General features: G+C 75.1%; 13 protein-coding genes. 7 read left to right on the forward strand and 6 right to left on the reverse strand.

The window, feature by feature from the left end; genetic code table 11:
• Positions 1-40: 40 nt before the first annotated feature.
• Positions 41-1693, reverse strand: coding sequence for an alpha-amylase family protein (locus tag O7633_RS13350; RefSeq protein ID WP_282328051.1), 1653 nt, complete (start codon positions 1691-1693; stop codon positions 41-43).
• 77 nt (positions 1694-1770) lie between these two features.
• On the opposite strand from O7633_RS13350, the gene O7633_RS13355 reads away from it, so the two are divergent.
• Both O7633_RS13355 and O7633_RS13360 read left to right on the forward strand, forming a co-directional pair.
• Positions 1771-2376 carry a DUF1349 domain-containing protein gene (locus O7633_RS13355; protein WP_282328052.1) on the forward strand — a complete coding sequence of 202 codons (606 nt, stop codon included), beginning with the start codon at positions 1771-1773 and terminating at the stop codon, positions 2374-2376.
• A gap of 118 nt (positions 2377-2494) precedes the next feature.
• Positions 2495-3166 carry a DedA family protein gene (locus tag O7633_RS13360; RefSeq protein ID WP_282328053.1) on the forward strand — a complete coding sequence of 224 codons (672 nt, stop codon included), beginning with the start codon at positions 2495-2497 and terminating at the stop codon, positions 3164-3166.
• A gap of 48 nt (positions 3167-3214) precedes the next feature.
• On the opposite strand, the gene O7633_RS13365 is transcribed toward O7633_RS13360, so the two are convergent.
• From O7633_RS13365 to O7633_RS13380, 4 genes are all read right to left on the reverse strand, one after another.
• Positions 3215-4768 (reverse strand): cellulose binding domain-containing protein, encoded by a 1554-nt coding sequence (locus O7633_RS13365; protein WP_282328054.1) that lies wholly within the window; start codon positions 4766-4768, stop codon positions 3215-3217.
• A gap of 51 nt (positions 4769-4819) precedes the next feature.
• A complete protein-coding gene (locus tag O7633_RS13370; protein ID WP_282328055.1) occupies positions 4820-6235 on the reverse strand; it encodes a cellulose binding domain-containing protein in 1416 nt (471 codons plus the stop codon).
• A gap of 62 nt (positions 6236-6297) precedes the next feature.
• Positions 6298-7104: a membrane protein insertase YidC gene (gene yidC / locus O7633_RS13375; RefSeq protein ID WP_282328056.1), complete on the reverse strand. Its 807-nt coding sequence runs from the start codon at positions 7102-7104 to the stop codon at positions 6298-6300.
• Between the two features lie 261 nt (positions 7105-7365).
• Entirely contained in the window at positions 7366-7665 is a 300-nt protein-coding gene (locus tag O7633_RS13380) for a DUF6412 domain-containing protein (protein WP_282328057.1), read from the reverse strand.
• A 224-nt stretch (positions 7666-7889) separates the two neighbouring features.
• Between O7633_RS13380 and O7633_RS13385 the strand changes: the two genes are divergently transcribed.
• The 4 genes from O7633_RS13385 (at position 7890) to O7633_RS13400 (ending at position 11763) form a co-directional block, all read left to right on the forward strand.
• On the forward strand, positions 7890-9038 hold the full coding sequence (locus O7633_RS13385) for a glutamate--cysteine ligase (protein WP_282328058.1): 1149 nt from the start codon (positions 7890-7892) through the stop codon (positions 9036-9038).
• Positions 9039-9161: 123 nt separating this feature from the next.
• A complete protein-coding gene (locus O7633_RS13390) occupies positions 9162-10535 on the forward strand; it encodes an FAD-dependent oxidoreductase (protein WP_282328059.1) in 1374 nt (457 codons plus the stop codon).
• A 131-nt stretch (positions 10536-10666) separates the two neighbouring features.
• Positions 10667-10816: a hypothetical protein gene (locus O7633_RS13395; RefSeq protein ID WP_282328060.1), complete on the forward strand. Its 150-nt coding sequence runs from the start codon at positions 10667-10669 to the stop codon at positions 10814-10816.
• Between the two features lie 41 nt (positions 10817-10857).
• Positions 10858-11763 (forward strand): aminoglycoside phosphotransferase family protein, encoded by a 906-nt coding sequence (locus O7633_RS13400; protein WP_282328061.1) that lies wholly within the window; start codon positions 10858-10860, stop codon positions 11761-11763.
• A 12-nt stretch (positions 11764-11775) separates the two neighbouring features.
• Here O7633_RS13400 and O7633_RS13405 read toward each other — a convergent pair whose 3' ends face one another.
• Entirely contained in the window at positions 11776-12630 is an 855-nt protein-coding gene (locus O7633_RS13405; protein WP_348776329.1) for a DNA-formamidopyrimidine glycosylase family protein, read from the reverse strand.
• Positions 12631-12798: 168 nt separating this feature from the next.
• Here O7633_RS13405 and O7633_RS13410 point away from each other — a divergent pair, with 168 nt between their 5' ends.
• Positions 12799-13674, forward strand: coding sequence for a thrombospondin (locus O7633_RS13410; protein WP_282328063.1), 876 nt, complete (start codon positions 12799-12801; stop codon positions 13672-13674).
• Positions 13675-13981: the final 307 nt, after the last annotated feature.

Consider the following 13981-nt stretch of genomic DNA (forward strand, 5'->3'; position numbering starts at 1 on the left):
ACCTCTGGCGACCCGGGGAGCCTAACCCACCGGCCCGGGGTCAGAACGTGTCGCCGCGGCAGAGCCGGATCCAGCGGTAGCCGTAGCCGGCGAGCTTCAGCGAGTCGAGCTTGCCCACCTCGCCGTACCGCCGGTCGGCGAGCACGTCCATCGGCAGGTCCGCCTCGGCGGCGAGCATGCCCAGGTCGACCTCCACGTCGTCGGTGCCGAGGTTGTGCAGGAAGACCATCGTCCCGGTCGGGCCGTCGGCCCGGTGCGCCAGCACCCCGGCCGGCATCGGCACGTCGATGTGGGTGGTCGACCCGGAGCCGATCTCCGGGGCCTCGCGCAGCGTGCGGATCATCCGCTCGAACCACGACAGCAGCGAGCCCGGGTCGCCGCGCTGGGCGGTCACGTTGACCTTCTCGTACGAGTAGTCGCCCGAGTCGATCACGGGGCGGACCAGTTTCTCCGGGTCCGCCGTGGAGAAGCCGGCGTTCGGCTTGAACGACCACTGCATCGGGGTACGGATCGCCTCCCGCCCCGGCAGCGACAGGTCCTCGCCCATGCCGATCTCCTCGCCGTAGCGCAGCACCGGCGTGCCGCGCAGCGAGAACTGGAGCGCGTACGCCAGCTCGACGCGGCGGCGGTCGTTGCCGAGCATCGGGGCGAGCCGGCGACGGATGCCCCGGTCGTAGATGCGCATGCGCTCCTCGGGGCCGAACTCGGCGTACACCTGGTCGCGCTGCGTGGCGGTGAGCCGGGACAGGTCGATCTCGTCGTGGTTGCGCAGGAACGTGGCCCACTGGCCGCCGGTCGGCAGCGTCGGGGTGTCGCGCAGCGCCTCGATGACGGGCTCCGGGTCCCGCCGGGCCAGGGCGAGCATGAGCCGGCCGTTGAGCATGAAGTCGAACAGCATGTGGATCCGGTTGCCGGAGCCGCTGCCGTCGCCGAAGAAGGTGGGCAGCTCGTCGGGCTCCACGTTGGCCTCGGCGAGCAGGACGGCGTCGCCGCGCCGCCACTGGACGTGCTGGCGCAGCTCGGTGAGGAACTCGAAGTCCTTCGGGGAGTCCGGGTTGCCGGGCTCGGTCAGCTCGATGATGAACGGGACGGCGTCCATCCGGAAGCCGGAGACGCCGAGCTGGAGCCAGAACGAGACGATCTTCTTGACCTCGGCGCGCACCTGCGGGTTCGCGAAGTTGAGGTCCGGTTGGTACTTGTAGAACCGGTGGTAGTACCACGCCTTCGCCGTTCGGTCGTACGTCCACGTCTCGTTCTGCTCGCCCGGGAAGACCATGCCCTGGTGCCGGTCGGCGGGCTCGTGGTCGGCCCAGACGTACCAGTCGCGGTAGGGCGAGTCGGGCGAGGACCGGGCGGAGACGAACCACGGGTGCTGGTCGGAGGTGTGGTTGACCACCAGGTCGATGATCACGCGGATGCCCCGGTTCTGCGCCTGGTGCAGCAGCTCGGCGAAGTCGCCGAGGGTGCCGAAGCGGGGGTCCACGTTGTAGAAGTCGGTGACGTCGTAGCCGTCGTCCCGGTTGGGCGACGGGTGGATCGGGTGCAGCCACAGGCAGGTCACCCCGAGCCGGGCGAGGTAGTCGAGCCGGCCGATCAGCCCCCGGATGTCGCCGACCCCGTCGCCGTCGGAGTCCGCGTACGTGTCGATGTCGAGGCAGTAGACGACGGCCTCGGAGTACCACCTGTCACCCATGCCGGCGTACCTTCTCCGATCCGGCCCGCCGGCAAACGCGAGAACCCTCCGGGTCGCGGGGGCGGTACCGTCCGGGCATGAGCATCGGATCGGGTACGGGGCTGCGCGACGTCGACTGGGCGCAGGGTGGATGGCTGCACCGGCCGGTGCGGGCCGAGCCGACGCCCGACGGCGGGCTCGTCGTGGAGCCGGGCGCGGGCAGCGACTTCTGGCGGCACACCAGCTACGGCTTCGTGCACGACGACGGCCCGGCCCTGCTCGCCCCGCTGCCGGCCGGCAGCGCCGTGGAGGTCGACTTCCGGCTCGACTTCACCGAGCAGTTCGACCAGGCGGGCGTGCTGGTCCGGGTGGACGAGCGCAACTGGGTCAAGGCCGGGGTGGAGGTCAGCGACGGCGAGCCGCAGGTCGGCGCGGTGGTCACCCGGGAGGTCTCCGACTGGTCGGTGGCCCCGGTGCCGCAGTGGTCGGGGCGCGCGGTGACCGTGCGGGTGAGCCGGGCCGGCGACGCGCTGACCGTGCGGGCCCGCGCGGGCGACGAGCCGTGGCGGCTGGTCCGGGTGGCCCCGCTCGCGCCGGACGCCGAGGCGGCGGCCGGGCCGTTCTGCTGCTCGCCGACGCGGGGCGGGCTGGCCGTGACGTTCACCGGCTGGCGGCGCGGCCCGGCGGACGCGGCCCTGCACTGAGCCCTCTCCGGGTGGGCCCGGTCACCGGCGGGTGTGATCGGCCGCGGAGTGGGTAACACCTCCCGATCCCCCGGCGGCCCCACCCGGTCCGCTCCCCCGGCTCCACGGAAGGACACCCATGGCCCTCGCCCAGGACGTCGAACCGTCGCAGTTCACCGGGCTGACCGGGTGGGTGGCCGACGTCATCGGGGCGCTCGGCGCGGTCGGGGTGGCCCTGCTGGTGGCCCTGGAGAGCATCATCCCGCCGATCCCGAGCGAGATCGTGCTGGCCATGGCCGGCTACCTCGCCTCGCAGGGCCAGTTCAACGTGGTGCTGATCGTCGTCGCCGCGACGGTCGGCTCGCTGCTCGGGGCGCTGGTGCTCTACTGGCTCGGCGCGGCGCTGGGCGAGGAGCGGCTGAAGCGGTGGCTGGACCGCATCCCGCTGGTCGACCGCGACGACCTGGAGAAGGCCGACCGCTGGTTCGAGCGGCACGGCCGGTGGGCGGTGCTGATCGGCCGGGTGGTGCCGGTGGTGCGCAGCCTGGTGTCGGTCCCGGCCGGGGCCGACCGGATGCCGCTGGGCGAGTTCGTGCTGCTGACCACGCTGGGCAGCGGGGTGTGGAACGCGCTGATCGTGGGGGCCGGCTTCGCGCTCGGGTCGCGCTGGGAGGAGGTGGACCGCTACAGCAGCTGGTTCAACTACGCGATCTTCGCCGTGTTCGGGGTGATGGTCGTGAGCTGGGCGGCGAAGAAGGTGCGCCGCCGCCGCGCGCGGCGCGACCGGCAGTCGGTGACCGCCGGCCGCTGACCGCGCGCGGGTCCGGTGTCCGCGTCCCGGTGCTCAGTACCGGGCGGCTCAGTACCGGGCCGTGATGTTGGTGAACTCCCAGGTGTTCTGGGCGATGCCGGAGCAGTTGGCGACCACTCCCCCGCCGGGGCACGGCCGGTCGCGGTTGACCGACCAGAAGGTGAAGCGGGACAGGCCGCGCGCCTTCGCCCAGTCGCGGATCTGCGTCCAGGTGGCCGGGGAGGTCAGCTCCTGCTGGTCGGACAGGCCGTTCATGCCGGAGATGCCCATGTGCGCGTACGCGGTGGCGTCGGACCAGCCGAACGCGCTCTTCAACGCGGTCTTCAGCCCCTCGGACGCGTTGACGGTGTTCTGGTACATGTTCGCGCCGCCGCCGAAGTCGAACGGCATGATCGTGAACGTGTCGATGTTCGCCCCGAGCGCGGCGGCCTGGTTGATCAGCCGGGTGCCGTAGTACGACGGCCCGGTGGTCGAGGTGCCGAACGTGACGATCGTCTTGATCCCTGGGTTGTTCTGCTTGACGATCTTCAGCGCGCCGAGGATGCGGTCCTGCACCGCCTCGTTCTCGAACTCGTCGCTGTTCTCGATGTCGATGTCGATGGCCTTGAGCCCGTACGCGTTGATGACCTGCTGGTACGCCCCGGCGAGCGCGCTGGCCGAGGAGCAGTTCGGGCCCAGCTTGTTGCCGCTCCAGCCGCCGAAGGACGGGATGACGTCGCCGCCGGCCGCCCGGATCGCGGCGATGGTGGCGGCGTGCGCGCCGCCGGTCAGCGGGCCGCTGCCGTCCCACGCCGGGGTGCAGCCGCCGCCGGAGAGGACGAACGCGATGGTGAACCACTTGACGCCGGTCGCGCCCATCACGGTGGCCGGGGCGGGCGGGTCGCCCCAGCCCGGGTAGAGGTACGGCGCGGCGGCCATCGGGCCGTTCCCGCCCGTGCAGCCGGAGGTCGTGGCGGACACGGCGGCCGACTTCGCCGACTCGCCCGAGGAGTTGTACGCCGCGACGGTGTAGCTGTGCGCGGAGCAGGTGGCCAGCCCGGAGACCGTCGCCGAGGCGCCGGTGACGGTGGCCCGCAGGGCGCTGCCCTCGTACACCCGGTAGCCGGTCGCGCCGGAGACGGTGTTCCAGGCCAACGACACCGACGAGGCGGTGGTGCCGGTGACCCGCAGCCCGCCCGGGGTGGCCGGGCCGGACGGGGTGCCGCCGCCGGTGCAGGAGCCGCCGTTGACGGTGCAGTTGGTCGGGTCGCCGGTGCCGGCGGCGACGAAGCCGAACGAGGTGCTCGCCCCCGGGGCGAGCGCGCCGTTCCAGGACGCGTTGACGGCGGTGACGTGCTGGCCGGAGGTGGTCATCGAGGCGTCCCAGAAGGAGCCGAGGGTGGTGCCGGCGGGCAGGTCGAACTGGACGTTCCAGGAGCCGATCGCGGCCGAGGTGTTGTTGGTGACGGTGAACCTCGCCTCGTACCCGCTGCTCCAGCTCGCGGTGCGGACGAACGCGGCGGTGGCCGCCGATGCGGCCGGCGGGGCCACGAGGGTGGCCGCGACGACGGCGGCGGCGAGCGCGGCGGCGAACGTCGCCACGCGGGGGGTGCGCAGTTTCACGGTGGCCTCCAGGGACCGGGGATGGGGGTGGGGGTGGGGCGGGGCAGGAGCTCAGGGCAGGGTGGCGAGGTGCGGCTTGACGGTGCGGGCGAAGCCGTTGCCGTTGCTGACGTCCCAGTTGACCGACCAGGTCATCGCGCCACGGATGCCCGGGTAGGTGCGCGGCGGGCGGAAGCTGCCGCAGTTGGTGCCCCTCGCCAGGCAGTCGAGGGCGGCGTTGACGACGCTCGGGGCGACGATGCCGCCGCCGGCCGCGCCGGGACCGGCGGGCAGGCCGAGGCCGACCTGGTCGGGGCGCAGCCCGGCCTCCAGCTGGATGCAGGCGAGCGCGACGATGAAGTTCACGCTGCCCTGGGGGTAGGCGGCGTTCTGGTCGCAGCCGAGCATCGCCCCCGAGTTGTAGAACTGGGTGTTGACGACGGTGAGGATGTCGCGGATGTCGAGGGCCAGCTTGAAGTAGCCGGCGGCCGGTGACTGCATGTCGATGGTCTGCGGCGCCATGGCGATGATCAGGGACGGGCCGGCCTTGGCCCGCAGGGCGCGCAGCGCCTGCGCCATGTACGTCGGGTTGAGCCCGTTCTCCAGGTCGATGTCGACGCCGTCGAAGCCGTACCGGCGCAGCAGCGCGTACGTGCTGTCGGCGAACGCGGTGGCCGAGGCGGCGTCGTTCACGGCGACCCGGCCGGTCTCGCCGCCGACGGAGAGGATCACCCTCTTGCCGCGCGAGCGCAGCGCCTGCACGTCGGCGGTGAACTCGGCGTCGGAGTAGCCGCCGAGGGCGGCGGACAGGCCGGGGTCGACGGCGAAGGTGACCGCCCCGGGCGTCGCGGTGGCCTCGGCGAAGGCGACCGCGACGAGGTCGTAGTCGGCGGGCACGTCGCGCAGCCGCAGCTCGACGGCCGGGTTGTCGAAGTTGTGCCAGTAGCCGGTGAGCAGGTGCTTCGGCAGGTCACCGGTGGGCGGGGCGGTGGTGGGCGGGGGTGTCGTGGCCGGCGGGGTGGTGGCCGGCGGGGTCGTCGGGGGCGCGGTGGTGGCCGGCGGCGTGGTGCGGGTCGGGGTCGGGGTGGGGCCCCCGCCGCACGGCGCGCCGTTGAGCTGGCAGTTGGCCGGGCTGCCGGAGCCGGCGGCGAGGAAGCCGAACGAGGTGCTCGCCCCCGGGGCGAGGGTGCCGTTCCAGGACCGGTTGGTGAAGGTGTGCCGCTGGCCGGAGGAGGTCAGCAGGGCGTCCCAGTAGCTGCCGAGGGTGGTGCCGGCCGGCAGGTCGAAGGTGACCGCCCAGCCGGAGATGGTGCTGGCCCCGCCGTTGGTGATCGTGTACTTGCCCTCCCAGCCGGTGCCCCAGTCGGCGGTCTTGACGAAGGTCGCGGTGGCCCCGGCGGCGAACGCCGGCAGGGCCACCCAGGCCGCGCCGACGGTCGCCGCCAAGGCGGTCACCAGCGTCAGGATCAGGGATCGGGTACGCCTCATGCAGCCCTCCACGCCCGGACGGCATTCACATCCGTCAACGTTGGCGCTTATTATTAGGACTGTTAACTGTTTCTGTCCAGAGGTTGCCCGGTCCGAACCTGCGGGCGGCGCAGCACCGCCTGTTCGAGAGCCGTCCACGCCGTCGTGGTGACCAGGTAGAGCACCGCCGCCAGCGGCACCACCAGCGCCGCCACCACGGTCAGGTACGGCAGCAGCGGCAGCACCCGGCCGAGCACGGCCGGCACCGCCCCGTCGGCCGGGGTGCCGGCCGGGGTGCCGGCGGCCGTGGCAGCGCCGGCCGTCGCCGCGCGCCGGGCACGCCGGGACGACCACCAGGCCAACGCCACCAGCGCCGCCAGCAGCGCCCCGAACAGCGGACCCGCCGCCCCGGCCAGCCCGTCGGAGAGGTGCCAGCCCAGCGGCACCCCGGCCAACTGCTCCGCCAACAGCCCGGCGCCGGTGCCCCCGGCGCCGGTCCCGCCGTCGCCCGTGCTGCCCTCGCCGGTGCTGAACAGCCGGTACATCACCAGGAAGAAGGGGGCCTGGAGCAGCGCCGGCAGGCAGCCCGCGACCGGACTCGCCCCGGCCGACCGGTACAGCCCGAACAGCTCGGCCTGTAGCCGGGCGGGGTCGTCGGCGTGCCGGCGCTGGAGGTCGCGGACCTGCGGGGCGAGGGCCGCGCGGCGGCGCTCCCCGCGGACCTGGGCCAGGGTGAGCGGCGAGATCAGCAGGCGGACGGCGATCGTGAACACGACGATGGCGGCGGCCGTGGCGGCCCCGCCGGTCAGCGGTTGCAGCGTGCCGGCGAGCCAGGTGACGGCGTCGGCGGCGACGCCGGCGGCGGCGTGCAGCGGTGCGAAGGCGAGCATGGGTGACCCCTCGGTCCGGTTTCCGGTGGCGTCCGGCCGGCCCGGCAACGGGCGCGGCGGGACGGAGGACTGTCCGTGACCTGCGACCGGCCCGGGGACGGGCGCGGCGGCACGGACGACATCCCGTGATCCCCGGCCGGCCCGGGGACGGGCGCGGCGGGACGGATCACGGCGGAACCGGCCGGGCGGCGGCAGGGGACGACGGCTGCCGCCCCGGCCCACCGGCGGGCGGGGCGGGGGGCGGACGCCGCCCGGGGAGCGCTACCCGGCCGGCAGGACCAGGCCCGGCGCGCGGGGGCGGGGACGGCCGTCGGCGTCCGGGTCGACCTGCCGGGGCACGCCCCGGCGGCGGGCGCGTTCCCGCAGGCCCACGCCCCGGCCGGTGCCCCGCCCCGGCGGGCCGGCCGCCGCCGACGGACGCCCCGCCAGCAGCACGGCGAGCAGCACGACGGCGACCACGGCCGCCCCGGCGAGCAGCTCGGCGGGGCGGTCCGCGAGCAGGGTCAGGTGGGTGAGCGCGTACGTCCACGCCCCTGTCACCGCCAGCAGCAGCCCCGTCACGCCGGCCAGGGTAGGAGGTGCCGTCCACCCGCTTCGAAGGAAGGGCCCCCTGTTAACACCTCCGGTGAGAGGGGTTCCCTTCTCTACCGAAAGCGTTAACAAGGGCCCTTCCTTGCGCGCGACGCGCCGGCCCGACACGCGGGTGGGCGTTTTCCCGCGCCGACACGGTGGGTAATGCGCCGTCGACGTCGTGGCACGGTGCCGCGACCGGCACGGGACGGACGGTGAGGGCGATGAGCGGGTCAGTGGTCGAGCGGGAGCGGGACGCCGCCCAGGGCGGCACCGACCTGCTCACCGTCGGCGTGGAGGAGGAGTTCCTGCTCGTCGACCCGCACACCGGCACCGCCGTGCCGGCCGTCGACCTGGTCATGGAGCAGGTGCCGGCGGAGCTGCGCGGGCAGGTCGAGCGGGAGTTCCAGACCAGCCAGATCGAGATCGGCAGCCCGCCGGGGCTGGAGCTGTCGTCGATCCGGCACTCCCTCGGGGTGCTGCGCCGGGCGCTGGCCGACGCCGCCGAGCGGGCCGGCGTACGGGTGCTGGCGATCGGCACGGGCCCGGTCGAGGGTCCCGTCCCACCGGTGGTCGACAAGCCCCGCTTCGACCGGATGATCGAGCGGTTCCGGCTGCTGGTGCCGGGGCCCGGCAACAACGGCATGCACGTGCACGTCGGGGTGCCGGACGCGGAGACCGGGGTGCGGGTGCTCAACCACGTCCGGCCCTGGCTGCCGATCCTGCACGCGGCCACGGCGAACTCCCCGTTCTCCGCCGGGGCGGACACCGGCTACGCGAGCTGGCGCTCGGTGGAGTGGGAGCGCTGGCCCTCGGTGGCCCCGACGCCGTACCTGGAGTCGCACGAGCACTACGAGCGGCTGATCCGGCAGCTCATCGCCAGCGGGGTGATGCTCGACGAGGGGATGCTCTACTGGTATGCCCGGCTGTCGGCGAAGTACCCGACGGTGGAGCTGCGCATCGGCGACGTCTGCCCCTCGGTGGACGACGCGGTGCTGATCGCCGCCCTGGTGCGGGCCCTGGTGGCGACCGCGATGACCGACATCGCCGCGGGCCGACCGCCCGTCCGCACCGACCACCACCTGCTGGTGGCCGCGCACTGGCGGGCCGCCCACGACGGCCTGGAGGGTCAGGGCGTCGACCTGACCGACGGCGAGCTGCGCCCGGCGTGGGAGCTGCTGGACTCCCTCGTCGAGCGGCTCTCCCCCGCCCTCGAACGGCACGGCGACCTGGCCGAGGTGACCGACCTGCTGGGCGGGCTACGCCGGCAGGGCACCGGGGCGGCCCGGCAGCGGGCCGTCTTCGCGCGCACCGGCAGCCTGGTCGACGTGGTGCGGGACGTGGCCCGGCAGACCCGTGGCTGAGCGCGGCGGCCGGGCTCCCGCCCCCGGCCAGGGTGAACGCCCGCTTCTCCCGCGCCGGGATGCCCGCCGCCCGCGCCGCCGGGACCGGCCCGGGGCGGGGCGCGGCGTGACAGGATGGTCGGCGTGGCGCAACGGCTGATCGTCGTCGGCGGGGACGCCGCCGGCATGGCGGCGGCCTCCCAGGCGCGCCGCCGCCGCGACCGGTCCGACCTGGAGATCGTGGCGTTCGAGCGGGGGTGCTTCACGTCGTACTCGGCGTGCGGCATCCCGTACTGGATCAGCGGGCTGGTCCCGGAACGGGACCAGCTCATCGCCCGCGACCCGGCCACCTTCCGCGCCGACTTCGACATCGACGTCCGGCTGCGGCACGAGGTCACCGCGATCGACCTGGACCGCCGGGAGGTCGTCGCCCACGACCTCGACGGCGGCGGCGAGGTCCGCGAGCGCTTCGACGAGCTGGTATACGCCACCGGCGCGGTGCCGAAGCAGCCCGACTGGGCCGACCCCGCGGTGCGCGGCGTCTTCGGCGTGCAGACCCTCGGCGACGCCTCGGCGCTGCGCGAGTGGCTGGACGCCGAGCCCGCGCCCCGCCGTGCCGTGGTGGTGGGCGGCGGCTACATCGGGGTGGAGATGGCCGAGGCCCTGATCCAGCGCGGGCTGGCCGTCACCCTCGTCGAGCAGGCCGACCAGCCCATGTCGACCGTCGACCCGGACATGGCGGCGCTGGTCGCCGACGCGATGCGCGGCATCGGCATCGACATCCGCACCGGGGTCGAGGTGATCGGTCTCGACGGCCGCGACGGGCGGGTGTCGGCGGTGGTCACCGCCGACGGGCCGCTGCCGGCCGACGTCGTGGTCCTGGGCCTGGGCGTACGCCCCGACACCGCCCTCGCCGAGGCCGCCGGCCTGCCCGTCGGCCTCTCCGGGGGGATCCGGGTGGACCGGCGGATGCGGGTGCCCGGGGCGCCCGGGGTGTGGGCGGCCGGCGACTGCGTGGAGACCCTGCACCGGGTCAGCGGGCTGCCCGTGCACGTGCCGCTCGGCACCCACGCCAACAAGCAGGGCCGGGTCGCGGGGATCAACATCGGCGGCGGGTACGCCACCTTCCCGGGCGTCATCGGCACGGCCGTGACGAAGGTCTGCGAGCTGGAGGTGGGGCGCACCGGTCTGCGCGAGCGGGACGCCGCGGCCAGCGGCTTCGAGTTCGTGTCGGTGCGGGCCGAGTCGACGAACCGGGCCGGCTACTACCCGGGGGCGCGGACGATGACGGTGAAGCTGATCGCCGAGCGGTCCAGCGGGCGGCTGCTCGGGGCGCAGATCGTCGGCTGGTCGGAGGCGGCGAAGCGGATCGACACGCTGGCCGTGGCGCTGTGGAACGAGATGACGGTGGACGAGATGACCGCCCTCGACCTCGGCTACGCCCCGCCGTACGCGCCGGTGTGGGACCCGGTGCTCATCGCCGCCCGCAAGGCGGTCGACGCCCTGCACCAGGGGTAAGGAAGGGCCCCCTGTTAACGCTTTCTGTATAGGAAGGGCCCCTTCCTAACACCGCTGGGCGCGACGGCGGCTGGGCGCGACGGCGGGGGTTCCGTCGCTGGCGCGACGACGGCGGTCGGCTGCGCGTCCGCGTGCTCTCCGACGGCTACCGGCGGGACTGGTCGGTGCAGTTCCCCAAGGGCATCCGCGAGCCGGGCGCGCGCTACCTGGTCACCGAGGTCCGCGAGGCGGGCCGGGGCGGCTTCTACCGGGCGTACGGCGACATCCGCCGGCTGCGCTGAGCGGTCCGCGGCGCGCGGCCGCGCTGCGGCAGGATGGTCCGATGGAGACGGAGCTGGCGATCCCCGAGCGGCTGAGCTGGGTGCGGCGGACACCCGCCGGCCGGGCCTGGCTGGCGGCGCTGCCGGGCCGGCTCACCGACTGCGTCGCGCAGTGGGGGCTGCGGCTCACCGGCCCGCCGTTTCCGTACGCGTTCGCCTCGCTGGCGCGGCCGGTCGAGCTGCCCGACGGCACCCGGGCGGTGCTCAAGCTCCCGCTTCCCGACGCCGACAGCGTGCACGAGGCCACGGCCCTGGCGTGCTGGGCGGGCGACGGGGCCGCCCGGCTGCTGGCGCACGATCCGGGCCGGCGGGCGCTGCTGGTGGAGCGCTGCGACCCGGGCACGCAGCTGCACGCCCCCGGTCGGGACGGCGCGCCGGCGGTGCCGCTGGACGAGGCGCTGGACGTCGTCGCCGGGCTGCTGCCCCGGCTGTGGCGGCCCGTCGGCGCGCCGTTCACGCCGCTGGCCGAGGAGGCCGCCGTCTGGTCGGAGCAGTTGCCGGCGCGGTGGGAGCGGCTCGGGCGGCCGTTCGAGCGCCGGCTGCTCGACGCCGCGCTCGGCCGGCTCGCCGAGCTGGTCGACACGCAGGGCGAGCAGGTGCTGGTCAACCAGGACATGCACGCGGGCAACATCCTGCGGGCCACCCGCGAGCCGTGGCTGGTGATCGACCCGAAGCCGCTGGCCGGGGAGCGCGAGTTCGGCGTGGTGGCGATCGTCCGGGGCCAGGAGCTCGGCCACTCCCCGGCGGCGGTGCGGCGGCGGCTGGACCGGCTCACCGACGCGCTCAGCCTCGACCGCGAACGCGTGCTGGGCTGGGCGATCGGGCACACGCTGGCCTGGAGCATGACCGACGACATGGTGTTCGCCGGCCAGGCCGACACCGTCCGCTGGCTGCTCGACCTCGCCTGAGCTGCCGGCGGGTCAGGGCCGACCGGGCTGGCAGCTGGGGCACCAGTAGAGGTTGCGGCCCGCCAGCTCGCCCCGGCGCACCTCGTCGCCGCAGACGTGGCACGGCTGGCCGGGCCGGCGGTAGACGTAGACCTCGCCGCCGTGCCGGTCCACCCGGGGCGCGCGGCCGGTGACCTCCGGCAGGTGGGCGTCCCGCACGGTGTCGATCCGGCCCGCCTCGACGGCCCGGGTCATCAGGTGCACCAGGTCCGCCCACAGCTCCCGCCACCGGGCCGGGGTCAGCTCCCGGCCGGCCAGCAGCGGCGACAGGCCGGCCCGGAACAACGCCTCCGTGACGAAGATCAGGCCGGTGCCGGCCACCACCGACTGGTCGAGCAGCAGCGCCGCGAGCGGGGTCGCGCTGCGGGAGATCCGGGCGTAAGCGCGGGCCGGGTCGGCGTCGGCGCGCAGCGGGTCGGGGCCGAGGCGGTCGCGCAGCGCCGTCACCTCGGGCGGGGTGAGCAGCTCGCAGGCGTTCGGGCCGCGCAGGTCCAGCCAGTGCGCGTGGTGCGACGCCGCCGGCCCGGAGCGCGTACGCGAACCGTCGCCGGTCAGCCGCAGCCGCACCTGACCGACGGGCGGCGGGGGCTCGCCCGACCCGTCGGCGAACTTGCCGTACAGGCCGAGGTGCACGTGCAGGGTCAGCCCGTTCGCGTGGTGGTGCAGCAGGTGCTTGCCGTACGCCTCGGTGCTCTCCAGGACGGTGCCGCAGAGCCGGGCCGCGCCGTCGGCGAAGCGGCCCTGCGGGCTGGTGGCCCGCACCTCGGCCCCGGCGAACAGCTCGGCGTGCCGGGCGGCGAGACGGTGGATGGTGTGTCCCTCTGGCACGGGCGCCAAGCATAGACAACGGCGGGGGCGGGCCACCGGGGGCACACGCGGCCCCCGATCGGGTGAACCGGGTGTCGCCGGATCGGCGGCTGGGTACCTCGGTGGCGTTACCGCGTGGCTGCCGCCGGCGCTTCCGAGGTCTCCACGCGTTCATCAGGAGGTGAAGAGGTGAAGATTCCTTCGCTGTTGTCCCGCCGGAACGAGCCGGCGACGACGTACGACAGCAACGGCGACGGCCGGGTCGACGAGCGCGACGGTGCTGTCGCGTCCGGCGCCGACGGCCGCCCCGACGGGCAGCCGGTCGTCACCGACCGGGGCGGGGAGCAGACGACGTACCGCAGCAGCGCGACCGCCACCGACGGCGAGCGTGCCTCCGACGTGGAGCGCCGGGCCGCCGAGCGGGGGGCGCTGGCCCGCGCCGCCACCGCCCGCGCGGCCACCGCCCGCACCCCGGACGGCGAGCTGCGCCGCCCGGCCACCGCCGCGCCCACGGTCGACTCCCCGGGCCCGGAGCGGGAACACGGCGTCACCCGGACCCTGCCGGCGGCCCCCACGGCCGCACCGGCAACGGACCGCACGGCCGCACCGGCGACGGACCGGACGGCCGAGCGCCCGCTGCCGGCCGAGCGGGACCGCGCCGCCGAACGCCCGCTGCCGGCCGGCCGGGTCGAGGCGGGGGACGAGGCCCGGCGGGAGCCGGTGCCGGTGCCGGCCGGGCCGAAGCCACGGGCCAGCCTGCTCGCCAGCCTCGGCCTGGTCGTCGGCGTCGCCGGGCTGGCCGCCGTGCTGACCGGCACCCTCGCCGGCTACGGCATCGCGGTCGGCGCGCTGGGCGCGGTGCTGTCGGTGTTCGGCCTGCTCGCCACCCGCCGCCGGCACATCGCGGGCAAGACGGACGCGCTGCTGGGCATGGCCTTCGGCGTGGCCGCCGTGGTGCTCGGCGTGCTGGCGATGACCGGGCAGTTCGTCTGGCCCACCACCGACGGCGACTGGGTGCAGCGGCTGCGCGAGTGGCTCGACTCACAGTTTGTCGACCGCCTCTGACGGGCACATTGGACCCCGCCGGCGGTTCGCCGGCACCGCTCGAACCGGCGATGCGCCGGCCCTGATCGACCCGGCGGTTCGCCGGGCTGCTCGACCCCGGTGGTGCGCCGGGGCGGTGAAACCCGGTGGTGCACCGGGACTTGTGCGACCCGGCGAACCCGCCGGCAGCCCGACGGATCCGGTGGTTCACCGGCCGGGCACACCCTTTTCGGGGGCGGCGATTCGCCGCCCCCGAAGCATGTCCGGCGAGCCGGTCCGGCGAGCAGGTGCGGGTGGCGTCTCCGGGGGTGGGCCCCGCCCTCGGTCC

This window comes from Micromonospora sp. WMMD712 (genome assembly GCF_029581295.1).
Taxonomy (GTDB): Bacteria; Actinomycetota; Actinomycetes; order Mycobacteriales; family Micromonosporaceae; genus Micromonospora; species Micromonospora carbonacea.